Source organism: Pseudomonas sp. ERMR1:02, assembly GCF_002277815.1.
Lineage (GTDB): Bacteria > Pseudomonadota > Gammaproteobacteria > Pseudomonadales > Pseudomonadaceae > Aquipseudomonas.
In genome coordinates, this window is the sequence record NZ_NKJI01000003.1 from 51,121 (window position 1) to 75,028 (window position 23,908).

Consider the following 23,908-nt stretch of genomic DNA (forward strand, 5'->3'; position numbering starts at 1 on the left):
AGTCGTCCTTTGCGGACAGGGCGCAATCTATCCATCGCGGTAGCCAGGTGAAATGCAACTAATACGAAAACGGCTGGCTTGATGTAAGAAAGAGCGGTTCGGGATGCAAGTCGACGTCTTTCGTAGTCATGTCTGTAGTCCTTCGGTGTGATCTGTGTAGCTTAAAAGCGTAGGGCGGTTCTGTTTGTTTTATAGGAGAAAGGACAGAGCCCCGGTGGCATAGGGCGGAGCGTTTTTACGCGCGAGATTGGCCGTTGTGATGGCAACAAGATGGCGTTACTTTTCGGACATTCCACTTACCAAACAGGAAAAATCCGACAATGCGCGTAATCATCGCTGACGACCATCCTGTCGTTCGTATCGGCCTGCGGATGCTCATCGACCTGAGCAACAAATGTGTGATCGTGGGGGAGGCCGATGGTCCGGACAGCTTGTTGAGCCTTCTTTCCACCACGCCTTGCGATCTGTTGATCACGGACTTTTCCATGCCAGGCAGTCAGCAGTCCGATGGATTGAAGATGCTCAGCAAGGTGCGACGTGGCTACCCAAAAATGCCGATTATTCTGGTCACGATGCACGCCAACATCACGACGCTGAGGGCGGCGTTTGCTCAAGGCGTGATGGGGATCATCGCCAAAGGTGCATCGGCGAAGGATTTGCCCATGGCGATCAAGTCGGTCGGCGAGGGGCGGTGCTTCATCAGCGAGTCACTGCGCGCCGCGGTGATACAGGCGCAAGCCGAGGCTCAGGCGATTTCCCCTTCGCTGTCGGCCAAAGAGCTTGAAGTGGTGAGAATGCTCGCCAGCGGCATGACCGTCAGTGAAATCGCCGGCTACTTCAAACGCAGCGTGTCGACGATCAGTAAACAGAAAAGCATGGCCATGCAGAGGCTGGGCATTTCCACGGACGTAGGTCTGTTTGCTTATGCCCGTGAAAGCGGCATGGTGCATTAGGCTTAAGCGCAGCTGGAGGTATTCCTGCTACGAATGCCAGTAGTGTTCGCCGCGTTTGTTGACTATCGTGCAGGCTATCTTGCGAAACCATTGCACTTCTATTTTCACATGCAGGAGCTTGTTAATGAGTGATGCCCACAACGCATTGATCACCCGGTTCTACCAGGCCTTTCAGCGGCTGGATGCCGAAGCCATGAGCGCTTGCTATACCGACGACGTGGTGTTCAGTGATCCGGCGTTTGGCGAATTGCGAGGTCGTGATGCCGGCGACATGTGGCGCATGCTCACCACTCGTGCCAAGGATTTTCCCTGACGTTCGACAACGTGCGCAGCGACGATCGCAGTGGCGGCGCGCACTGGGTGGCGACATACCTGTTCAGCCAGACGGGCAACATCGTGGTCAACGACATTCAGGCACGTTTCGTTTTTCGTGACGGCAAGATCTGCGAGCATCACGACAGTTTCGATATGTGGAAGTGGTCCCGTCAGGCGCTGGGTTTCAAAGGCTTGGTGTTGGGCTGGACGCCACTGGTGAGAAACGCCGTTCGCGGTCAGGCCTTGAAGGGTCTGAAGGCATTTCAGGCCGGTCGCTGATAAGATCGCAGCTTGTTTCCTTTCAAGCCTTGATTGTTACGTGACCACTCAAAGCGAAAAACCTGCCGACGCCGAATCTGCGGTAAGCAAACCCTGGTTCGTCTATCTCGTGCGCGCGGCCAATGGTTCGCTCTACTGCGGGATCAGCGACGATCCTGCACGCCGCTTTGCCAAACACCAAAGCGGCAAAGGCGCACGTTTCTTTCTCTCCAGCCCGGCCATGGCGCTGGTCTACACCGAACTTTGCCGCGACAAAAGCGAAGCGTTGCGTCAGGAACGGCTGATCAAAAAACTCAGGAAGAGCGCCAAGGAATGTCTGGTAGCCAGTGCTGCCGCCGGCTTATCAATCTGACTGATCGGTTGCCATCAGGCAGATCCGTATTCTGCTAACCGATTGCGCGCTAAGCTGCTGATTCCTACTGAGTGCGGCGGAGCCGAGCATGTCCGAGTTGATTCTTCATCATTACCCGACGTCCCCCTTCGCCGAAAAGGCCCGGCTGTTGTTGGGCTACAAGGGCTTGTCCTGGCGCTCGGTGAAGATCTCGCCAGTGATGCCCAAACCCGATCTCACCGCCCTGACTGGCGGCTACCGCAAGACCCCTGTGTTGCAGATCGGCGCGGATATCTATTGCGATACGGCACTCATCGCCCGTCGACTGGAGCAGGAAAAGCCTGCCGGCATTTTTCCCGGAAGTCAGGAAATGATCGCCGCTTCTTTCGCCACGTGGGCCGATTCGGTGGTGTTCCAGCATGCGGTCAGTCTGGTGTTTCAACCGGAATCGGTCGCTGTGCGTTTCGGTAGTCTGCCGCCGGAGGCGATAAAGGCTTTCCTTGCCGATCGTGCCGGGTTGTTTAGTGGCGGCAGCGCCACCCGATTGTCGGCCGAGCAAGCCAAGCATCAATGGCCGACGATCATGGCGCGTCTGGAGCAACAGTTGCAGCGCGAGGAAGGTGATTATCTGTTTGGCGAGCCGTCGATTGCCGACTTCGCCATGGCGCATCCGCTGTGGTTCCTCAAGGCGACACCGGTGACGTCACCGCTTGTGGATAACTATCCGGCGGTTGCGGCCTGGTTGAGCCGAGTGTTGGGGTTCGGTCATGGTGCGCCGAGCGAGATGACCTCGGAAGAGGCGCTGGCGGTTGCACGTGATGCCACACCGGCTGCTTTGCCGGATGAGCAGTTCATCGATCCGAACGGGTTCGAGGCTGGCCAGCAGGTGGTGATCGCAGCGACCGACTACGGCGTTGATCCGGTAGCCGGGGAGTTGTTGTTTGCGGGGAGTGAAGAATTGATAGTGCGTCGTGAGGATGAGCGTGGCGGTGTGGTACATGTGCACTTTCCGCGGTTTGGCTTCCGAATCGAGGCGCAGTAACCCCTCTGTAGGAGCGAGGCTTGCCCGCGAAGAACGATAACGCGGTCCATCAGATACACCGCGTAATCGTTCTTCGCGGGCAAGCCTCGCTCCTACAGGTTCTGTGTTATTTCAATGCTGCAAGAATCGCATCCGGGTCATACCCGCGAATCAGCGTCCCGTTCACATCGATGAACGGAATCCCGCCGCCACCCAGCGCCTCGTACGCCTTGCGCGCCTCGGCGTCTTTCTCGATATCGAACTCCTTGTACGGGATGCCCTTCTGATCGAGAAAGCGCCGGGTCAGTTTGCAGTAGCCACACCATTGGGTGGTGTACAGCACGACATTGGCCGTGGCCTGAGTCTGCTCGGACACCGCTTGCGACGGATTGAGCACCCGCTCGATCTTGCCCCAGTTCTGGTAAACCACAACCACCAGCAGGATCAGCAGGAATTTCTTCAGTACGTTGCCAAGCATCAATTGCGGCGCTTGAGCTGGTCGGTAAGCGAGGTCGGCAGGCCTTTAATGACCAAGGTGCCGGCTTCTTCGTCGTACTCGATCTTCGAGCCCAGCAGGTGCGCTTCGAAGCTGATCGACAAGCCTTCGGCGCGACCGGTAAAGCGGCGGAACTGGTTCAGGGTGCGCTTGTCGGCCGGGATCTCCGGCGACAGGCCGTAGTCCTTGTTGCGGATGTGATCGTAGAAGGCTTTCGGGCGTTCTTCGTCGATCAGTTCCGATAGCTCTTCCAGGCCCATGGGCTCGCCGAGCTTGGCCTGGCTGCTGGCGTAATCCACCAGGGTTTTGGTTTTCTCGCGGGCAGACTCTTCCGGCAAGTCTTCGCTCTCGACGAAGTCACTGAAGGCCTTGAGCAGGGTGCGGGTTTCGCCGGGCCATCGACACCTTCCTGGCAGCCGATGAAGTCGCGGAAATATTCCGAGACCTTTTTGCCGTTCTTGCCTTTGATGAACGAAATGTACTGCTTGGATTGCTTGTTGTTCTGCCACTCGGAGACGTTGATCCGCGCCGCCAGATGTAGCTGGCCCAAATCCAGGTGACGGGACGGGGTCACGTCCAGTTGATCGGTCACCGCCACGCCTTCGCTGTGGTGTAGCAGGGCGATGGCCAGGTAGTCGGTCATGCCTTGCTGGTAATGGGCGAACAGTACGTGGCCGCCGACCGAGAGGTTCGACTCTTCCATCAGCTTTTGCAGGTGTTCCACCGCCACGCGGCTGAAGGCTGTGAAGTCCTGGCCGCCATCGAGGTATTCCTTCAGCCAGCCGCTGAATGGGAACGCTCCGGACTCCGGATGAAACAGACCCAGGCTTTGCCTTGTTTGGCGTTGTAGCTTTCATTGAGGTCGGCAAGCATGTTCTCGATGGCTGCGGACTCGGCCAGTTCGGAGTCGCGAGCATGGAGAACCGCTGGTGTGCCGTCGGGTTTTTTGTCGATCAGGTGGACGATGCAATGACGGATCGGCATGGGCTTCTCGGCTGATTGAATAGAGGAGGGCGTGCTCCCCGAAAAAGCGCCCAGTGTACCGCAATCATTGGTTTTGGCGCGGTACGAAGGGCGATTGCGCAGCGACCGGTGGTGCTTATGCGGTTTTTCCCGATTTAGAGCATAAAGCTGACCAAATGGGTAGCTAGAGGCGGATATTTCCCGTCTCTGTGCTAGTTTTGCGCGGTCTTGCGCGAAGTCACTGCGTTAAGCCTGCAGTCAGCAAATGTCAGGTCGAACCAAACCCTGATTTCGGCATCTATAACCCGACTCGTCGCGGTTGTCGCCGAGGGTGCCAGATCCAGAAGATCGGGCTCGATGGCTGACACTGCACTCTGCAATCCATATGAATTTGATAGGGAAGGAACACTACATGGCTCTTACTAAAGACCAACTGATCGCCGACATCGCTGAAGCTATCGACGCGCCAAAAACCACCGCGCGTAACGCTTTGGACCAACTGGGCCAAATCGTTGCTGATCAGCTGGAAACGGCGGCGAAATCACTCTGCCAGGCATCGGCAAGCTGAAAGTGACCGAGCGTCCTGCCGTACCGGCCGTAACCTTCGACTGGTGCTGCCATCGAAATCCCTGCAAAGAAAGTGATCAAGCTGGTTGTGGCCAAAGGCCTGACCGACGCTGTGAACAAGTAAGACGCAGTGAAAAAAACCGTGCGCCGGAGCAATCCGGGCACGGTTTTTTGTGCCATAAATTCTTCAAACACCGCAGATCCTTGTGGGAGCGGGGCTTGCCCGCGATGGCGGCGTGTCAGTCGCCTTCTTTGACACCTGACACACTATTTTCGCGGGCAAGCCCGCTCCCACAGAGATTTCAGCGCTCAGAAATTTGGCTTGTCAGCAATGTTCAGCTTTTACGCGCCCAACGTTCGCGCCAGACCTGCTGCTCGCTTTTAGTCTGGAAGGTCCAGGCGACGAAGCGGCTTTGCTTCTGCCCCTGAGACATTTCCACCACCTGGCTTTCCAGCACGCCGGCCTTCTTCAGCGCGGTCTGGATTGCGGGCAGGTTCGAGGCTTTCGAGACGAGGGTGCTGAACCACAGCACCTTATGCTGAAAGTGGGCGCTCTCGGCGATCAGTTGCGTCACAAACCGTGCTTCGCCACCTTCACACCACAGTTCGGCGGACTGACCGCCAAAGTTGAGCACCGGCAGTTTGCGTTTCGGGTCGGCACGACCAAGTGCGCGCCATTTACGCTCGCTTCCCTTAGTCGCTTCGTCCATCGAGGCGTGGAACGGCGGGTTGCACATGGTCAGGTCAAAGCGCTCGCCGGGCTCCAGCAGGCCCAGCAGGATGTGCTTGGGATTGCTTTGTTGGCGCAACTGGATGGCCTTGTTCAGCCCGTTCGATTGCACGATGGCTTTGGCAGCGGCCAGGGCCGTCGGATCGATTTCCGAGCCGAGGAAGTGCCATCGATAGTCGCTGTAACCGATCAGCGGATAGACGCAGTTAGCGCCCATGCCGATATCGAGGACCTTGACCGGCGCGCCGCGCGGGATTTCACCGTCGTTGACGCTGGCCAGCAAGTCGGCCAGGAAGTGTACGTAATCGGCGCGCCCCGGAACCGGCGGGCACAGGTAATCAGCCGGAATGTCCCAATGGGCGATACCGTAGAACGCCTTGAGCAGCGCCCGATTGAACACCCGCACCGCGTCCGGGCTGGCGAAGTCGATGCTTTCCTTGCCATACGGATTGATGATCACGAACTTCGCCAGTTCCGGCGTGCTTTTGATCAGCGCCGGGAAGTCGTAACGACCCTGGTGGCGATTGCGCGGATGCAGGCTGGCCTTTTCACGCGACGGGGCGTCTTTGGGCGGGGTCGCGGTGTCAGGTTTTTACGCGCAGGTTTGGGTGTGCGAGGGACGTTCATGGGCGTGGTCGATTCGGGTATGGCTGAAAGTGGCGGGCATTGTCCCACAGACGATGGCCAGGCGGGGTACCTGTAGGAGCGAGGCTTGCCCGCGAAGAACGATAACGCGGTTTGTCAGATGCACCGCGTAATCGTTCTTCGCGGGCAAGCCTCGCTCCTGCGAAAAAACGGATAGAAAAAAGGGAGGCCGTTGCGGGCCTCCCTCTTTCACTGCGATTTGCCGTTACAAACTGGCAATCCGCGCATGTTGCTCCGCCAACTTGCCCAGAGCCTGTTCGGCTTCGGCCAGTTTGGCGCGTTCCTTGTCGATGACTTCGGCCGGCGCCTTGTCGACGAAACCAGCGTTCGACAATTTGCCGCCGACACGCTGCACTTCGCCTTGCAGACGCTGGATTTCCTTGTCCAGACGCGCCAGTTCCGCACCTTTGTCGATCAGGCCGGCCATCGGCACCAGCACTTCCATCTCGCCGACCAGCGCGGTCGCGGACAGTGGTGCTTCTTCGCCTGTCGCCAACACGGTGATCGATTCGAGGCGCGCCAGTTTCTTCAGCAGTGCCTCGTTTTCGGTCAGGCGACGCTGATCTTCGGTGCCGACGTTCTTCAGGAACAGCGGCAGCGGTTTACCCGGGCCGATGTTCATTTCGCCACGGATATTACGCGTGCCGAGCATCAGGCCCTTGAGCCATTCGATGTCGTCTTCGGCGGCCTGATCAATGCGTGCTTCATTGGCCACCGGCCAAGGTTGCAGCATGATCGTCTTGCCTTCGATACCGGCCAGCGGCGCGATGCGCTGCCAGATTTCTTCGGTGATAAACGGCATGAACGGGTGCGCCAGGCGCAGGGCCACTTCCAGTACGCGCACCAGCGTGCGACGGGTGCCGCGCTGGCGTTCAACCGGCGCGTTGTCGTCCCACAGCACAGGCTTGGAGAGCTCCAGGTACCAGTCGCAGTACTGGTTCCAGATGAACTCGTACAAGGCTTGTGCGGCCAGGTCGAAACGGAACTGGTCGAGCTGACGGGTCACTTCGGCTTCGGTGCGTTGCAGCTGCGAAATGATCCAGCGGTCTGCCAGCGAGAGCTCGTAGGCTTCGCCGTTCTGGCCGCAGTCTTCGCCTTGTCCAGCACGTAACGCGCCGCGTTCCAGATCTTGTTGCAGAAGTTGCGATAGCCTTCGACGCGGCCCATGTCGAACTTGATGTCGCGACCGGTGGACGCCAGCGAGCAGAAAGTGAAGCGCAGGGCGTCGGTGCCGTAGCTGGCGATGCCTTCGGCGAATTCGTCGCGGGTCGCTTTCTCGATCTTCTTCGCCAGTTTCGGCTGCATCAGGCCCGAGGTGCGCTTCTGCACCAGCTCTTCCAGCTCAATGCCATCGATGATGTCCAGCGGATCCAGGACGTTGCCCTTGGACTTGGACATCTTCTGGCCTTGGCCATCACGCACCAGGCCGTGCACGTAGACGGTCTTGAACGGAACCTGCGGGGTGCCGTCCTCGTTCTTCATCAGGTGCATGGTCATCATGATCATCCGGGCAACCCAGAAGAAAATGATGTCGAAGCCCGTCACCAGCACGTCGGTGGAGTGGAATTTTTTCAGGAACTCGGTCTTTTCGGGCCAGCCGAGGGTGGAGAACGTCCACAGGCCCGAGCTGAACCAGGTGTCGAGTACGTCGTTGTCCTGCTGCAGCGCGACGTCCGGGCCGAGGTTGTGCTTGGCACGTACTTCGGCTTCGTCGCGACCGACGTAGACTTTGCCCGACTCGTCGTACCAGGCCGGAATCCGGTGGCCCACCACAGCTGACGGCTGATGCACCAGTCCTGGATGTCGCGCATCCACGAGAAGTACATGTTTTCGTACTGCTTGGGCACGAACTGGATACGGCCGTCTTCGACGGCGGCAATGGCCGGCTCGGCCAACGGCTTGGTGGACACGTACCACTGGTCGGTCAGCCACGGCTCGATGATAGTGCCGGAGCGGTCGCCCTTCGGTACTTTCAGGGCGTGATCGTTGACGCTGACCAGCAGGCCGGCAGTATCGAATGCAGCCACGATCTGCTTGCGCGCTTCGAAACGGTCGAGACCGGCGTATTCAGCGGGGATCTTGCCATCGATGCTCTCGTTCAGCGTGCCGTCAAGGTTGAACGCTTGGGCGGCTGGCAGAACATTGGCGTTCTTGTCGAAGATGTTCAGCAGCGGCAGGTTGTGGCGCTTGCCGACTTCGTAGTCGTTGAAATCGTGGGCCGGGGTGATTTTCACGCAGCCGGTGCCGAATTCAGGGTCGCAGTAATCGTCGGCGATGATCGGGATGCGGCGGCCAACCAGCGGCAGCTCGACAAACTTGCCGATCAGGGCTTTGTAGCGTTCATCGTTCGGGTTAACGGCGACGGCGGAGTCACCGAGCATGGTTTCCGGACGAGTCGTCGCGACGATCAGGTAGTCGTTGCCTTCAGCAGTCTTGGCGCCGTCAGCCAGCGGGTACTTCAGGTTCCACAGGAAACCTTTCTCGTCATGGTTTTCCACTTCGAGATCGGAAATCGCCGTGTGCAACTTGGTGTCCCAGTTGACCAGACGCTTGCCGCGGTAGATCAAACCGTCTTCGTGCAGGCGCACAAACGCTTCTTTAACGGCTTCCGAGAGTCCGTCATCCATGGTGAAGCGCTCGCGGCTCCAGTCCACGGACGAGCCGAGGCGGCGGATCTGACGGCTGATATTGCCGCCGGACTGATCCTTCCACTCCCAGACTTTCTCGAGGAATTTGTCGCGCCCCAGATCGTGGCGATTCTGGCCCTGGGCTTCGAGTTGACGCTCCACCAGCATTTGCGTGGCGATACCGGCGTGGTCGGTGCCCGGCTGCCACAGGGTGTTGCGACCCTGCATGCGGCGGAAACGGATCAAGGCGTCCATGATCGCGTTGTTGAAGCCATGACCCATGTGCAGGCTGCCGGTGACGTTCGGCGGCGGGATCATGATGGTGTAGGACTCGCCCGCGCCTTGCGGGGCGAAGTAATTTTCAGACTCCCAGGTGTTGTACCAGGAAGTTTCAATGGCGTGCGGCTGGTAGGTCTTATCCATGCGCGGCGGGACCCTATTGGCATTTATTCAGGAAAAGCCGGCAAGTATAGCGGGGATGTTCCGATGCGCGTAGAGCGAGGTGACCGCGGGTGGGCGAAAATTCAGGATATGGGGAGTGTCAGATATTTTGTGTGCGGGCCGGTAACGGCCTGCCGTCAGGCAAGCCCTCATTTCACCAGTTTGACCTGGTAAATCGATCTCCATAAAGAATCGCAAATTGATTCATGGCTGTCTTCCAGTCGTGCGCCGCGCTGCCCCAATTGGCAGTGATGTTTTGCAGTGCCAGCCAAATCAGCTTTGTTGCCGCATCGTCAGTCGGGAAGTGGCCTCTTGTCTTGATGATCTTGCGCAGCTGAGCATTGATGCTCTCGATGGCATTGGTGGTGTAGATCACTTTTCTGATGCCAGGCGGGAAGACGAAAAACGGGATGACTCGATCCCAGGCGCGTCTCCAAGCGGCTACGACTGTGGGGTACTGCTTGCCCCAAGGCCCGGTTTCGAATGCGTCCAGCGCTTGCTCGGCAGCTTCTACATTAAGCGCTTGGTAAATCGGCTTGAGGGCTTTGGCCAATTCACGGCGCTTGTCCCAGGCGGCGTAATCAAGACTGTTGCGGATCAGATGCACAATGCAGGTCTGCAAGGTCGCTGTCGGATACACCGCGCTCAAGGCTTCTGGCATGCCTTTGAGGCCATCGGTCACCGCGATTAGCACATCTTCGACGCCTCGGGTTTTGAGGTCGTTGAAGACCTTCATCCAGAACTTGGCCCCTCAGTGTTCTCAATCCAAATGCCCAAGATATCTCGGGTGCCGTCTGGCAGTACCCCTAACGCCAGGTAAATGGCCTTGTTGCGAACCAGCCCTTCCTCACGGATTTTGACCCGCAGAGCATCGAAGAAAATCACCGGATACATCGGCTCAAGTGGGCGTTGCTGCCAGGCAGCAACTTCCTCTAAGACCGCGTCGGTGACCGAGCTGATGAATCATGGGAAACGTCAGTCCCGTACTGCTCCGAAAGGAATGCCCGGATCTCGCGAACGGTCATGCCACGGGCGTACATGGCAATGATCTTGTCATCGAAACCCGTAAAACGACGCTCGTGTTTGGGAATCAGGATCGGCGCAAAGCTGCCGTCGCGATCCTCGGGATGTCCAGCCGCAGCGGGCCATCGTCGGTCAACACGGTCTTGCCGCTTGTGCCGTTGCGCTGGTTACTCGTCTCTTCAGGGCGCTGTGCGCCCTGAAGATAGCCAAGGTGGTGACCCAGTTCGGCGCCAAGGGCTCGTTCAATCAGCGCCTTTTTGAACGCCATCGCGGCGTCCTGAATCGCCTCGGCGCTCATTGGACCTTTGACGAACTGATCAATCAGCTCCTTCGGGATCGAAGGAAGCTCGGGTTTGGCCTCCGAGGCCGTTTTCTTCTTGGTCGGCATACATGCTCCTTTTCAACATGTTATGCCCGAACACAAATTTCTGACAGTCTCAGGATATGTTTAGCCCGTCCGGACGCCTTCGCGGGCAAGCCTCGCTCCTACAGGAGATCTGTGGTGCTCACTAATCCTCTGTAGGAGCGAGGCTTGCCCGCGAAGCTTTTTGTATCAGGCAACGCGATTCAGATCGTTATGCCGCGTTTCCTTCAGGCACAGCACCGCAATCAAACTCAGCACCGCCGCCCGGACACATACCCGCCGACATAGCTCAAACCACCCATCGCCACCAGTTTCTGCGCGAAGAACGGCGCCGCCGAAGCGCCGACAATCCCGCCCAGGTTGTAGGCTGCTGACGCGCCGGTATAACGCACATGGGTCGGAAACAGTTCCGGCAGCAGTGCACCCATCGGCGCGAATGTAACGCCCATCAGAAACAGCTCGATGCACAGGAACAGCGCCACGCCCCAGGTCGAGCCTTGGGTCAATAAAGGTTCCATCAGAAACCCGGACAGAATCGCCAGTACGCCACCAATAATCAGCACTGGTTTACGCCCGTAACGATCACTGGCCCAGGCCGATAGCGGTGTTGCGGCGGCCATGAACAAGACGGCGAAGCACAGCAGGGCGAGGAAGGTTTCGCGGGTGTAGCCGAGCGTCGTCACGCCATAGCTGAGCGAGAACACGGTGGATATGTAGAACAGCGCGTAACACACGACCATCGCGCCGGCACCCAGCAGCACTGGCAGCCAGTATTGGCTGAACAACTCGACCAGCGGAATCTTCACTCGCTCCTCCCGAGCCACGGCATTGGCGAATACCGGCGTTTCGTGAAGCTTGAGGCGAACGTACAGGCCGACCATCACCAGCGCGGCGCTGAGCAGGAACGGAATCCGCCAGCCCCAGGAGCGGAACTGCTCGTCGTTCAGGGTCATTGCCAAAGTCAGGAACAAACCGTTGGCCGCGAGAAAACCAATGGATGGACCGAGCTGCGGGAACATGCCGAACCAGGCACGTTTGCCCTTGGGTGCGTTCTCCGTGGCCAGCAACGCCGCGCCTCCCCATTCGCCGCCCAGTCCGAGGCCCTGGCCGAAACGCAGTACACAGAGCAGGATCGGCGCCCAGGCTCCGATGCTGTCGTAACCCGGCAGTACGCCGATCAACGTAGTGCACACGCCCATCAGCAGGAGAGAGGCGACCAGGGTCGATTTTCGACCGATGCGGTCGCCAAAGTGACCAAACAGCGCCGAACCCAACGGGCGGGCGAGGAACGCGATGCCGAAGGTGAGGAAGGCCGAAAGCATCTGCGCCGTGCCGGATGTCTGCGGAAAGAACACCGGACCGATCACCAGCGCCGCGGCGGTGGCATAGACGTAGAAATCGTAGAACTCGATGGCGGTGCCAATAAAGCTCGCCGTGGCCACGCGCGTGGCGGAGTTCGTTGGTTGCGCAGGTGTGGAGTCGCTGTAAGTCGTGGTGGTCGTCATGCGGTTATCCCTGACAGTCATGTGCCCCAGTGGAGCGAATTATTATGGTCGAACACCCAGGGATGTGGGTTTAAAGCGCAGTGCGGGTAGCACGGAGGGAGGGCGGCTTGGGTAAGCGGTCCGATTATAGGAAGGAGGCTAACGATCAAACAAGGGGGGGCAAACCCATGTAGCAGCTGGCGAAGCCTGCGTCCGGCTGCGAAGCAGTCGTGAATTCAGTCGATGCGTTCTATCGGGTAGATCGCGCGCACAGGTTTTACGACTGCTTCGCAGCCGGACGCAGGCTTCGCCAGCTGCTACTTTTGGATGACGGGTACAGGATTGGTATGCCAGATCAAAACCCGAGTGACGCGATTGTCTTCTGTTTCAAGAATTTCCAGTCGATAACGGCCGATTTTCAGGCAAACGGCGCTTTCGGGAATGGTTTCCAGCGCTTCAGTCACCAGCCCGTTGAGGGTTTTCGGGCCGTCGCTTGGAAGATGCCATCCGAGGCTTTTGTTCAGCTCACGGATCGACGCGGCACCATCGATCACCAGGCGGCCATCGGCCTGAGGATGGATGTGCGGGTTTTTCAGGCTTTGCTGGCTTTCGAACTCGCCGACGATTTCTTCGAGAATGTCTTCCAGGGTCACGATTCCGAGCACTTCGCCGTACTCGTCGACCACCATGCCCAAGCGCCGCTGCTGCTTGTGGAAGTTCAGCAGCTGCAGTTGCAATGGGGTGCTTTCCGGTACGAAGTAGGGCTCGCGACTGGCCGCCAGCAGCGCTTCCAGCGTCAAGCTGCCATCGGGGAGCAAATGGCCGACTTGCCGGGTGTTGAGCACCGCTTCGACCTGGTTGATATCACTGTGAAACACCGGTAGGCGTGTGCGCTTGTTGTGGCGCAATTGCTCGATGATTTCCTCGATCGGGTCGTCCAGGTTGATCCCTTCGACTTCACTGCGCGGTACCAGAATGTCGTTGACCGTGATGTTGTCCAGGGCATGGATACCTGGCAGCGAATGCGGGCGGCAGGCGACGGGCTCGTCATCGTCTTGCCGGTCCTTCGGTGTTTCGTCTTCGCTTTGTTGCACCACTTTGGCTTTGCGGGCGAACGGACGCATCAGCAACTGGCTGATGGCATTGAGCAGCCAGGCTGCCGGATAGATGATTTTCAAAGGTACGGGAAGCAAGTTGTTGCCCAAGGCCAGGATCGCATCCGGATGGCGGACAGCGAGGGCGCGCGGCAAATAATCGGCAAACACCAACACAATTGCGCCTGCGCCGAGGCAGGCTACCCACGGTCCGTTTTCGGTCCAGGTGAAAATCGCCAGCAAGGTGCAGATGACGACCACCAGCGTGCGGCACAGGGTATTGCAGAAGATCAGGCTGTGGATCGGGAAGTTCAGCCGGGCCAGTGGCTTGTCGCTTGAGCGCGAGGCCGTGCGCTTGGCCAGCAAATGCAGGTGAGCGGATTCAATGGCGCAGAACAGGCCCGACCATAAAATCAGCAGGGCCACTACTGCGATCATCGGCCCTAAGGGCAAGTCGTCCATTAATGCCGCCCGTCAGATGTGCAGGATATATTCACGGACCAGCTTGCTGCCGAAATACGCCAGCATCAGCAGGCAGAAACCGGCGAGGGTCCAGCGAATGGCTTTGTGTCCGCGCCAGCCGAGACGGTTACGGCCCCAGAGCAATACGCTGAAGACGATCCAGGCCAGGCAGGCCAGCAGGGTTTTGTGCACCAGATGCTGCGCGAACAGGTTGTCGACGAACAGCCAGCCAGAGATCAGCGACATCGACAACAGGGTCCAGCCGGCCCAGAGGAAGCCGAACAGCAGGCTTTCCATGGTTTGCAGTGGCGGGAAGTTCTTGATCAACCCCGAAGGGTGCTTGTTTTTGAGTTGATGGTCCTGAACCAGCAGCAGCAGGGCCTGGAACACCGCAATGGTAAACATGCCGTAGGCGAGAATCGACAGCAGGATGTGGGCAAGGATGCCCGGTTCCTCATCGATGATCTGGACGGTGCCGGCGGGGGCAAATTGCGCCAGCAGCACGGTCGCGGCCCCGAGCGGGAACAGCAATACCAGCAGGTTTTCCACCGGGATCCGCGAGCAGGCCAGCAGGGTCAGGGCGATGACCGCTGCGGCAATCAGGCTGGCGGCACTGAAGAAGTCCAGGCCCAGGCCGATCGGCGTCAGCAGGTGCGTGAGCAGGCTGGCGCTGTGGGCCAGCACGGCAAGCACGCCGAGCGTGACCAGCAGGCGTTTGTTCGCCTTGGCGCCGTTGGCCAGACGAGTGCCTTGATAGAGAGTCGCAGCGGCATATAAAAAGGCGGCGGCGAGGGAAGTAAGCAAACTCGGTGACAAGGGGAGCATAAGTCCTGTTAGGCAAGCCCGAAAGGCGCTGAGTTTGGCATAGAACCCACACGGCACGAAAGACCAGACAAGCTGACGGCGAGGTGTCCGCCAGACGCAGTCTTCGCTATAATCCGCGACCTGCCCACGCCGCAGGCTCGCCGAACACATGTTTAGTCCGGTCCGGGCCGCCATTATCCCGGTCTACACAGGGCCTGAAAGGATCGCGCAATGTTTGAAAACTTAACCGACCGTCTCTCGCAGACGCTGCGCCATGTCACCGGCAAAGCCAAGCTGACCGAGGACAACATCAAAGACACTCTGCGCGAAGTGCGCATGGCGTTGCTCGAAGCCGACGTCGCCTTGCCGGTGGTCAAAGACTTCGTCAATTCGGTCAAGGAGCGCGCTGTCGGCACCGAGGTGTCGCGCAGCCTGACGCCGGGGCAGGCCTTCGTGAAGATCGTCCAGGCCGAACTCGAAAGCCTGATGGGCGCGGCCAACGAAGACCTGAACCTGAGTGCCGTTCCGCCTGCCGTCATACTGATGGCCGGTTTGCAGGGCGCTGGTAAAACCACCACCGCCGGCAAACTCGCGCGCTTCCTTAAAGAGCGCAAGAAGAAGTCGGTCATGGTCGTGTCTGCGGACGTTTACCGTCCGGCGGCGATCAAGCAGCTGGAAATGCTCGCGGGTGAAGTCGGCGTTACCTTCTTCCCGTCCGACCTGAGCCAGAAGCCGGTCGAGATCGCGCAAGCGGCTATTAAAGAAGCAAAACTCAAATTCATCGACGTGGTCATCGTCGATACCGCCGGTCGCCTGCACATCGACGAAGAGATGATGGGCGAGATCAAGGCCCTGCACGCCGCGATCAACCCGGTAGAAACCCTGTTCGTGGTCGACGCCATGACTGGCCAGGATGCTGCCAACACGGCCAAGGCCTTCGGCGACGCGCTGCCGCTGACCGGTGTGATCCTGACCAAGGTCGACGGCGATGCCCGCGGTGGTGCCGCGCTGTCGGTTCGGGCTATCACCGGTAAACCGATCAAGTTCATCGGCATGGGCGAGAAGAGCGAAGCGCTCGACCCATTCCACCCTGAGCGTATTGCGTCACGCATCCTCGGCATGGGCGACGTGCTCAGCCTGATCGAGCAGGCGGAAGCGACCCTCGACAAGGACAAGGCCGACAAACTGGCCAAGAAGCTGAAGAAGGGCAAGGGCTTCGACCTCGAAGACTTCCGCGATCAGCTGCAACAGATGAAGAACATGGGCGGCCTCGGCGGCCTCATGGATAAACTGCCGAATATGGGCGGTGTGAACCTGGCGCAGATGGGCAACGCCCAGAATGCGGCAGAGAAGCAATTCAAGCAGATGGAAGCCATCATCAACTCCATGACCCCGGCCGAGCGCCGAGACCCTGAGCTGATCAGCGGTTCGCGCAAACGTCGTATCGCCATGGGTTCCGGCACCCAGGTGCAGGACATCGGTCGCTTGATCAAGCAACACAAGCAGATGCAGAAGATGATGAAGAAATTCTCCGCCAAAGGCGGGATGGCCAAAATGATGCGCGGCATGGGCGGTATGTTGCCCGGCGGCGGCATGCCAAAGATGTAAAGAATCCGCGCCGGTCATCGCACCGGCGCAGACCCGCAAGGAAGCGGGATCTCCAGCAAACCCGCACTTGGCGGGAGCTGACCGGCCGTTTTCAACGACGGCTCTATAGCAAATCTGCATGGCGTCCGATAGGCCGCCGGAAAAAGTCATTTGCAAAAGTCCGGATATTCCTTAGAATATGCGGCCTTTCGGGCACCTATGCCCGCTGTGCCTTTAGATTTGCAGCACCGACTACAGGAACGATGTTCACATGCTAACAATCCGTCTTGCCCTTGGCGGCTCCAAAAAGCGCCCGTTTTACCACTTGACCGTAACCGACAGCCGCAACCCGCGCGACGGTTCGCACAAGGAACAGGTTGGTTTCTTCAACCCTGTTGCTCGTGGTCAAGAAGTCCGTCTGTCCGTGAACCAAGAGCGCGTAGCCTACTGGCTGAGCGTTGGTGCACAACCTTCTGAGCGCGTTGCTCAGTTGTTGAAGGACGCTGCTAAGGCTGCGGCCTGAGCAATATGAACGCGACGCCAGCTGTTGCTGATGATTTGATCGTTATCGGCAAAATTTATTCTGTTCATGGCGTTCGCGGCGAAGTGAAGGTGTATTCCTTTACTGATCCAATCAAGAACCTGCTGGACTACAAAACCTGGACGCTCAAGCGTGACGGCAATGTAAAGCAGGTAGAGCTGGTCAGCGGACGCGGGAATGACAAGTTCCTGGTCGCAAAGCTCAAGGATCTCGATGATCGTGAAGAAGCTCGTCTTCTGGCCGGTTATGAGATCTGCGTGCCGCGCAACCTGTTCCCTGAACTGACCGACGGCGAGTACTACTGGTACCAGCTGGAAGGTCTGAAGGTTATTGATCAACTTGGGCAATTGCTCGGGAAAATCGATCATCTTCTGGAAACCGGCGCCAATGATGTAATGGTGGTCAAGCCTTGCGCTGGCAGCCTGGATGATCGCGAACGCCTGTTGCCCTATACGGAGCAATGCGTGTTGGCTGTCGACTTGGTCGCAGGCGAGATGAAGGTGGATTGGGATGCGGATTTCTAAGCGTGGCTAACTTGCGCGTAGAAGTGATCAGTTTGTTTCCCGAGATGTTCTCCGCCATCAGCGAGTACGGCATCACCAGTCGGGCGGTGAAACAGGGGCTCTTGCAGCTCACTTGTTGGAATCCGCGAGACTACACGACGGATCGACATCACACTGTGGATGATCGCCCATTTGGCGGTGGTCCGGGCATGGTGATGAAGATCAAGCCCCTGGAAGATGCTCTGGTTCAGGCCAAGGCAGTCGCCGGGGAGGGCGCGAAGGTGATTTACCTGTCGCCCCAAGGCCGTCAACTGACTCAGTCGGCGGTACGCGAGTTGGCGAATCTGGATGCATTGATCCTGATTGCCGGCCGCTATGAAGGCATTGACGAGCGCTTTATAGATGCTCATGTCGATGAAGAGTGGTCGATTGGCGACTATGTACTGTCTGGCGGCGAGCTGCCGGCGATGGTCCTGATCGATGCGGTTACACGACTGCTGCCTGGAGCTTTAGGGCATGCGGACTCCGCCGAGGAAGATTCCTTTACGGATGGTTTGCTGGATTGCCCGCACTACACCCGACCGGAGGTGTATGCGGATCAGCGTGTTCCCGACGTATTGCTAAGTGGCAATCACGCGCACATCCGGCGTTGGCGTTTAAAGCAGTCCCTTGGTCGGACCTTTGAACGACGCGTCGATCTTCTGGAAAGCCGCTCGCTTTCTGGAGAAGAGAAGAAGCTGCTCGAGGAATACATCCGCGAGCGGGACGATAGTTAACAACGTATCGATGGTAGATCCGACGATTTACCTTAGGAGCACAGCATGACTAACAAAATCATCCTTGCACTCGAAGCAGAGCAGATGACCAAAGAGATCCCTACCTTTGCCCCGGGCGACACCATTGTCGTTCAGGTGAAAGTGAAGGAAGGCGACCGTTCGCGTCTGCAAGCGTTCGAAGGTGTTGTTATCGCCAAGCGTAACCGCGGCGTAAACAGTGCATTCACCGTTCGTAAAATCTCCAACGGTGTTGGCGTAGAACGTACTTTCCAGACCTACAGCCCGCAAATCGACAGCATGGCCGTTAAGCGTCGCGGTGACGTGCGTAAAGCCAAGCTGTACTACCTGCGTGACCTGTCTGGTAAAGCAGCTCGCATCAAGGAAAAACTGGCTTAAGTCCAGCTTCCGATGCAGAAAAAAGCAGCCTACGGGCTGCTTTTTTGTTGCCCGCGATTTATCTTCCTTGGCCGTAATCGGTCTTGCCTGAGCCTTTATGCCCGCCATTGATCATCCACTGATAGACCAATTCCTCGACGCCCTGTGGCTGGAGAAAGGTCTTTCCGATAACACTCGCGATGCCTATCGCAGCGACCTCGCGCTGTTCAACGGCTGGTTGCAGGAGAAAGGCCTGGAACTGGCCAACGCTGGCCGGGAGTTGATCCTCGATCATTTGGCCTGGCGTGTGGAGCAAAACTACAAACCTCGTTCAACCGCGCGATTTCTCTCTGGCGTGCGGGGTTTCTACCGCTATTTGCTGCGGGAAAAGTTGATCGCTGTCGATCCGACCCTTCGCATTGATATGCCGCAGCTCGGCAGGCCTTTGCCTAAATCCATGTCGGAAGCGGATGTGGAAGCGCTACTTAAAGCGCCTGATTTAAGCGAAGCGATTGGCCAGCGCGATCGGGCCATGCTTGAGGTGTTGTACGCCTGCGGCCTGCGGGTGACGGAACTGATCAGCCTGACACTGGAGCAGGTCAACCTGCGCCAGGGTGTGCTGCGGGTGATGGGCAAAGGCAGCAAGGAGCGGCTGGTGCCGATGGGCGAGGAGGCGATTGTCTGGGTCGAGCGATATCTGCGCGATGGCCGTGGCGAGATGCTCGGCGGGCGTCCAAGTGACGTGTTGTTTCCCAGCCTGCGCGGCGAGCAGATGACTCGCCAGACTTTCTGGCACCGGATCAAGCATCAGGCCAAAGTTGCTGGGATCGGCAAGTCGCTGTCGCCACACACTTTGCGCCATGCGTTCGCCACGCACCTGCTCAACCATGGTGCTGACTTGCGGGTGGTGCAGATGCTGCTGGGCCACAGTGACTTGTCCACCACCCAGATTTACACCCATGTAGCCCGGGCGCGCTTGCAAGACCTGCACGCCAAACACCACCCGCGTGGCTGACTGCGATCCCTGTAGGAGCGAGCTCGCTCGCGATGATCTCAAGGGCAACGCGTTAAATCAGTCAGCCCGCGTCATCGTTAACCACCATCGCGAGCAAGCTTGCTCCTACAGGCTCTGCGCAATGCCTTGCATCACCCGCATTCGGCCCCACGAGCCTTATGTGGTAGGCTTTGCCGGTTTGCACGATGGGCGGTTGTGACCCGGTGTTTCGGTACCGGCGTTCTGATCGTCCCATTTGTCCGCCTTCAGGAGTTCTCATGCGTCTGACCCAGATATTTGCCGCCGCCGCCATTGCGTTGGTCAGCACCTTTGCCGTCGCCGATGACGCGGCCGACAAAGCCATCCGTAAAAGCCTGGAAAACCTCCAGCTTGAAGTGCCGGTAGAAACCATCACCGCCAGTCCGCTGCCCGGCCTTTACGAAGTCAGGCTCAAGGGCAGCCGCGTGCTGTACGCCAGTGCCGACGGCCAATTCGTGGTTCAGGGCTATATGTACCAGCTCAAGGACGGCAAGCCGGTCAACCTGACCGAGAAGACGGAACGTCTGGGTGTCTCCAAACTGATCAACGAGATTCCGCTCGCTGAAACCGTGGTTTACCCGGCTATCGGCGAAACTAAATCGCACATCACCGTGTTCACCGACACCACCTGCCCGTACTGCCACAAACTGCACGCTGAAGTGCCCGAGCTGAACAAGCGCGGCATCGAAGTGCGTTATGTGGCGTTCCCGCGCCAGGGTCTGGGTTCGCCAGGTGACGAGCAACTGCAAGCGGTGTGGTGCTCGAAAGACAAGAAAGCGGCCATGGACCAGATGGTCGATGGCAAGGAAATCAAGGCCGCCAAGTGCGATAACCCGGTTTCCAAACAGTTCGCCCTCGGCCAGTCGATTGGCGTGAATGGCACACCGGCCATCGTTTTGGCTGATGGTCAGGTCATTCCGGGCTACCAGCCTGCGCCACAAGTCGCCAAACTGGCGCTGGGCGCGAAGTAAATTCGCATCGTCACGGCAAGCCTTGACGATCATGGTCCGGCAGCGACATCGCCGGGCCATTAATAGAGAGCCGCGAACATGCGGTTGTTTTCACGGCCGGCCTTGAGTCGGCCGTTTTATGGGGAGTTCACAGTGAAACCGGTCAAAGTAGGCATCTGTGGGTTAGGGACCGTCGGTGGCGGTACCTTCAACGTACTTCAGCGCAACGCCGAGGAAATTGCTCGTCGTGCCGGGCGTGGTATCGAAGTGGCACAAATTGCCATGCGCACGCCAAAGCCTCAGTTCCAAACGACCGGTATTGCGATTACCAACGATGTCTTCGAGGTGGCCACGAACCCTGAGATCGACATCGTTATAGAGCTGATGGGCGGCTACACCGTTGCCCGTGAGCTGGTACTCAAGGCCATCGAGAATGGCAAGCATGTGGTCACCGCGAACAAGGCGCTTATCGCTGTTCACGGTAATGAAATTTTTGCCAAGGCTCGCGAGAAGGGCGTGATCGTTGCGTTCGAAGCGGCCGTGGCCGGTGGTATCCCGGTGATCAAGGCGATCCGTGAAGGCCTGTCCGCCAACCGTATCAACTGGGTCGCCGGCATCATCAACGGCACCGGCAACTTCATTCTCACCGAAATGCGTGAGAAAGGCCGAACCTTTGAAGATGTGCTGGCTGAAGCTCAGGCACTGGGTTACGCCGAAGCCGATCCGACCTTCGATGTCGAAGGCATCGACGCGGCGCACAAGCTGACGATTCTGGCGTCCATCGCGTTCGGTATTCCGCTGCAGTTCGACAAGGCCTACACCGAAGGCATCACCAAGCTGACCACCGCTGACGTGAACTACGCCGAAGCCCTGGGCTACCGCATCAAGCACCTGGGCGTGGCGCGCAGCACCGCGGCCGGTATCGAGCTGCGCGTACACCCGACGCTGATTCCGGCCGATCGCCTGATCGCCAACGTCAATGGCGTGATGAACGCGGTGATGGTCAACGGCGACGCCGCCGGTTCGACCCTGTTTTACGGCGCCGGTGCTGGCATGGAGCCGACCGCTTCGTCGGTGATCGCCGACCTGGTGGACGTGGTTCGCGCCATGACCTCCGACCCGGAAAACCGCGTTCCGCATCTGGCCTTCCAGCCGGATTCGTTGTCGGCGCATCCGATCCTGCCGATCGAAGCCTGTGAAAGCGCCTACTACCTGCGCATTCAGGCCAAGGATCATCCAGGCGTGCTGGCTCAGGTAGCGAGCATCCTGTCCGAGCGCGGCATCAACATCGAGTCGATCATGCAGAAGGAAGTCGAGGAACACGACGGCCTGGTGCCGATGATCCTGCTGACCCACCGCGTGCTGGAGCAGCACATCAACGATGCGATTGCCGCCCTGGAAGCCTTGGCGGGCGTGGTCGGTCCGGTTGTACGGATCCGCGTCGAGCATCTGAACTAAGCCGTTATCGTTCACCGGGCGTCGTGACAGGCGCTCGGCATTGCGAACACTGTCCCAATGGAGTCAGTCATGCGTTATATCAGCACCCGCGGCCAGGCACCGGCCCTGAATTTCGAAGACGTCCTGCTGGCCGGTCTGGCCACTGACGGCGGTTTGTACGTCCCGGAAAACCTGCCACGTTTCACCCAGGAAGAAATCGCTTCCTGGGCCGGCCTGCCGTATCACGAGCTGGCCTTCCGCGTCATGCGCCCGTTCGTCACCGGCAGCATCCCGGACGCCGATTTCAAAAAATCCTTGAAGAAACCTATTCTTCATCAGAGCAGGGCGTATTCGCGCACAGCAGCGTCGCGCCGCTGCGTCAGCTCAACGGCAACGAATGGGTACTTGAGCTGTTCCACGGCCCGACCCTGGCGTTCAAGGACTTCGCCCTGCAACTGCTCGGTCGCTTGCTCGACTACGTGCTGGAAAAGCGCGGCGAGCGCGTGGTGATCGTCGGTGCCACTTCCGGTGACACCGGTTCGGCCGCCATTGAAGGCTGCAAGCATTGCGAAAACGTCGACATCTTCATCCTGCACCCGCATAACCGCGTGTCCGAGGTGCAGCGTCGGCAGATGACCACCATTTTCGGTGAGAACATTCACAACATCGCCATCGAAGGCAACTTCGATGACTGCCAGGAAATGGTCAAGAATAGCTTCGCCGACCAGAGCTTCCTTAAAGGCACACGCCTTGTGGCGGTGAACTCGATCAACTGGGCGCGGATCATGGCCCAGATCGTTTACTACTTCCATGCGGCCCTGCAGCTGGGTGGCCCGGCCCGTTCGATTTCGTTCTCGGTACCGACCGGAAACTTCGGCGACATTTTCGCTGGTTACCTGGCGCGCAACATGGGCTTGCCGATCAACCAGTTGATCGTCGCCACCAACCGCAACGACATCCTGCACCGCTTCATGAGCGGCAATCAGTACGTCAAGGAAACCCTGCACGCCACCCTGTCGCCGTCCATGGATATCATGGTGTCGTCGAACTTCGAACGTCTGCTGTTCGATCTTCACGGTCGCAACGGCGCGGCGATTGCCGGGCTGATGGACAGCTTCAAGCAGGGCGGTGGTTTCAGCGTCGAGCAGGAGCGCTGGACCGAAGCGCGCAAGCTGTTCGACTCGCTGGCCGTGGATGATGCGCAAACCTGCGAAACCATCGCCGAAGTCTACGAGCAGACCGGTGAAGTACTGGATCCGCACACCGCCATCGGCGTCAAGGCCGCACGCGAATGCCGCCGCAACCTGGATATCCCGATGGTGATCCTCGGCACGGCCCATCCGGTCAAGTTCCCGGATGCCGTGGAGAAAGCAGGGGTAGGAAAAGCTCTAGAGCTCCCTGCACATCTTTGCGATTTGTTTGAGCGAGATGAGCGTTGCACCGTATTGCCGAACGACCTGAAAGCCGTGCAGGCTTTTGTCAGTCAGCATGGCAATCGCGGTAAGCCGCTGTAAACACCCCCTGTAGGAGCGAGCCTGCTCGCGATGGGCGCATGGACGACAAGGGGCACCTGATGCCCAGCGTTATCGTTGACGTCCATCGCGAGCATGCTCGCTCCTACAGTGGGCGCGCGCGTCAGCCAAGCCGACAAACGTCAGGCAACTGTTTTTTCCCTGTCATCTTTGCCATGCATGCTCTTTCGACGAGAGAGGCATCGCTATCGGCGCTCTGCTTTCAGAACTTTCTTCTCGGGCCAGCGGTCATCTACTGTAGACACACCCCAGGCACTTCGTTTTCGGACTATTGAGTGGTGATCGAGATGGAAAGTATCAGTCTCTTGCTCGGTGAGGCTCTGAGCCCGTACCAGGTGACATTGACCCCGTCAGGCATTCATGGCGAATGCCGGGTGACATTAAAGAATGCGAGCGGCGTCAAGGTGGTAGAACGCGAGTTCAATCAGGCGCAATTGACCGACAAGCGATCGCTAACCGATGTGGTCGACGGGTTGCATCGCGACGTGCTGATCGCCGAAGGTCGCCTGGAGCCCTGTGTTATCGCGGCATTACGCAATGCCGCTCAAGTCAAACTGCTGGCCAGCCGAAATTGA

15 protein-coding genes and 8 pseudogenes are annotated in these 23,908 nt (G+C 58.6%); 15 read left to right on the forward strand and 8 right to left on the reverse strand.

Annotation, left to right across the window (positions count from 1 at the left end; all coding sequences use genetic code 11):
• The first annotated feature begins 320 nt into the window (after nt 1-320).
• The 4 genes and pseudogenes from CES87_RS06255 to CES87_RS06270 all read left to right on the forward strand — a co-directional run bounded on the left by CES87_RS06255 (nt 321) and on the right by CES87_RS06270 (nt 2,920).
• The gene (locus CES87_RS06255; RefSeq protein WP_128605435.1) at nt 321-953 is read left to right on the forward strand and encodes a response regulator transcription factor; all 633 of its coding nucleotides are present in this window, start codon (nt 321-323) and stop codon (nt 951-953) included.
• Between the two features lie 124 nt (nt 954-1,077).
• Nucleotides 1,078-1,547 (forward strand): annotated as a pseudogene (locus CES87_RS06260) (nuclear transport factor 2 family protein).
• A 40-nt stretch (nt 1,548-1,587) separates the two neighbouring features.
• On the forward strand, nt 1,588-1,899 hold the full coding sequence (locus tag CES87_RS06265; RefSeq protein ID WP_128605436.1) for a GIY-YIG nuclease family protein: 312 nt from the start codon (nt 1,588-1,590) through the stop codon (nt 1,897-1,899).
• A gap of 88 nt (nt 1,900-1,987) precedes the next feature.
• Nucleotides 1,988-2,920, forward strand: a complete 933-nt coding sequence (locus tag CES87_RS06270) for a glutathione S-transferase family protein (protein ID WP_128605437.1) — start codon at nt 1,988-1,990, stop codon at nt 2,918-2,920.
• A 106-nt stretch (nt 2,921-3,026) separates the two neighbouring features.
• On the opposite strand, the gene CES87_RS06275 is transcribed toward CES87_RS06270, so the two are convergent.
• Nucleotides 3,027-3,377, reverse strand: a complete 351-nt coding sequence (locus tag CES87_RS06275) for a glutaredoxin family protein (RefSeq protein WP_128605438.1) — start codon at nt 3,375-3,377, stop codon at nt 3,027-3,029.
• Nucleotides 3,377-4,379: pseudogene (gene yejK / locus CES87_RS06280) on the reverse strand (nucleoid-associated protein YejK). The gene CES87_RS06275 and the pseudogene yejK overlap by 1 nt, the downstream one beginning before the upstream one ends.
• A gap of 391 nt (nt 4,380-4,770) precedes the next feature.
• Here yejK and CES87_RS06285 point away from each other — a divergent pair.
• Nucleotides 4,771-5,049 (forward strand): annotated as a pseudogene (locus CES87_RS06285) (HU family DNA-binding protein).
• A 211-nt stretch (nt 5,050-5,260) separates the two neighbouring features.
• Here CES87_RS06285 and rlmF read toward each other — a convergent pair.
• The 6 genes and pseudogenes from rlmF to CES87_RS06315 form a co-directional block, all read right to left on the reverse strand.
• Nucleotides 5,261-6,282: pseudogene (gene rlmF, locus CES87_RS06290) on the reverse strand (23S rRNA (adenine(1618)-N(6))-methyltransferase RlmF).
• Between the two features lie 223 nt (nt 6,283-6,505).
• Nucleotides 6,506-9,350, reverse strand: a pseudogene (locus tag CES87_RS06295) (valine--tRNA ligase).
• Between the two features lie 172 nt (nt 9,351-9,522).
• Nucleotides 9,523-10,779: pseudogene (locus tag CES87_RS06300) on the reverse strand (IS256 family transposase).
• A gap of 165 nt (nt 10,780-10,944) precedes the next feature.
• Nucleotides 10,945-12,260: pseudogene (locus CES87_RS06305) on the reverse strand (MFS transporter).
• A 296-nt stretch (nt 12,261-12,556) separates the two neighbouring features.
• A complete protein-coding gene (locus CES87_RS06310) occupies nt 12,557-13,795 on the reverse strand; it encodes a transporter associated domain-containing protein (RefSeq protein WP_128605439.1) in 1,239 nt (412 codons plus the stop codon).
• 12 nt (nt 13,796-13,807) lie between these two features.
• Nucleotides 13,808-14,620, reverse strand: coding sequence for an inner membrane protein YpjD (locus CES87_RS06315; RefSeq protein WP_128605440.1), 813 nt, complete (start codon nt 14,618-14,620; stop codon nt 13,808-13,810).
• 210 nt (nt 14,621-14,830) lie between these two features.
• Here CES87_RS06315 and ffh point away from each other — a divergent pair, with 210 nt between their 5' ends.
• The 10 genes and pseudogenes from ffh to CES87_RS06365 all read left to right on the forward strand — a co-directional run bounded on the left by ffh (nt 14,831) and on the right by CES87_RS06365 (nt 23,908).
• The gene (gene ffh / locus CES87_RS06320) at nt 14,831-16,207 is read left to right on the forward strand and encodes a signal recognition particle protein (RefSeq protein WP_075945558.1); all 1,377 of its coding nucleotides are present in this window, start codon (nt 14,831-14,833) and stop codon (nt 16,205-16,207) included.
• A gap of 250 nt (nt 16,208-16,457) precedes the next feature.
• Nucleotides 16,458-16,709, forward strand: a complete 252-nt coding sequence (gene rpsP / locus CES87_RS06325) for a 30S ribosomal protein S16 (RefSeq protein ID WP_007944872.1) — start codon at nt 16,458-16,460, stop codon at nt 16,707-16,709.
• Nucleotides 16,710-16,714: 5 nt separating this feature from the next.
• Nucleotides 16,715-17,251 carry a ribosome maturation factor RimM gene (gene rimM / locus CES87_RS06330; protein WP_128605441.1) on the forward strand — a complete coding sequence of 179 codons (537 nt, stop codon included), beginning with the start codon at nt 16,715-16,717 and terminating at the stop codon, nt 17,249-17,251.
• A 2-nt stretch (nt 17,252-17,253) separates the two neighbouring features.
• The gene (trmD, locus tag CES87_RS06335; protein ID WP_128605442.1) at nt 17,254-18,006 is read left to right on the forward strand and encodes a tRNA (guanosine(37)-N1)-methyltransferase TrmD; all 753 of its coding nucleotides are present in this window, start codon (nt 17,254-17,256) and stop codon (nt 18,004-18,006) included.
• Nucleotides 18,007-18,051: 45 nt separating this feature from the next.
• Complete coding sequence (gene rplS, locus CES87_RS06340; RefSeq protein WP_003175895.1) at nt 18,052-18,402, forward strand: 50S ribosomal protein L19; 351 nt, start codon at nt 18,052-18,054, stop codon at nt 18,400-18,402.
• A gap of 97 nt (nt 18,403-18,499) precedes the next feature.
• Nucleotides 18,500-19,396 (forward strand): site-specific tyrosine recombinase XerD, encoded by an 897-nt coding sequence (gene xerD / locus CES87_RS06345; RefSeq protein ID WP_128605443.1) that lies wholly within the window; start codon nt 18,500-18,502, stop codon nt 19,394-19,396.
• Nucleotides 19,397-19,653: 257 nt separating this feature from the next.
• The gene (gene dsbC / locus CES87_RS06350; protein ID WP_128605444.1) at nt 19,654-20,385 is read left to right on the forward strand and encodes a bifunctional protein-disulfide isomerase/oxidoreductase DsbC; all 732 of its coding nucleotides are present in this window, start codon (nt 19,654-19,656) and stop codon (nt 20,383-20,385) included.
• Nucleotides 20,386-20,517: 132 nt separating this feature from the next.
• Entirely contained in the window at nt 20,518-21,822 is a 1,305-nt protein-coding gene (locus CES87_RS06355; RefSeq protein WP_018926703.1) for a homoserine dehydrogenase, read from the forward strand.
• Between the two features lie 69 nt (nt 21,823-21,891).
• Nucleotides 21,892-23,315, forward strand: a pseudogene (gene thrC, locus CES87_RS06360) (threonine synthase).
• Nucleotides 23,316-23,620: 305 nt separating this feature from the next.
• Complete coding sequence (locus CES87_RS06365) at nt 23,621-23,908, forward strand: DUF3509 domain-containing protein (protein WP_128605445.1); 288 nt, start codon at nt 23,621-23,623, stop codon at nt 23,906-23,908.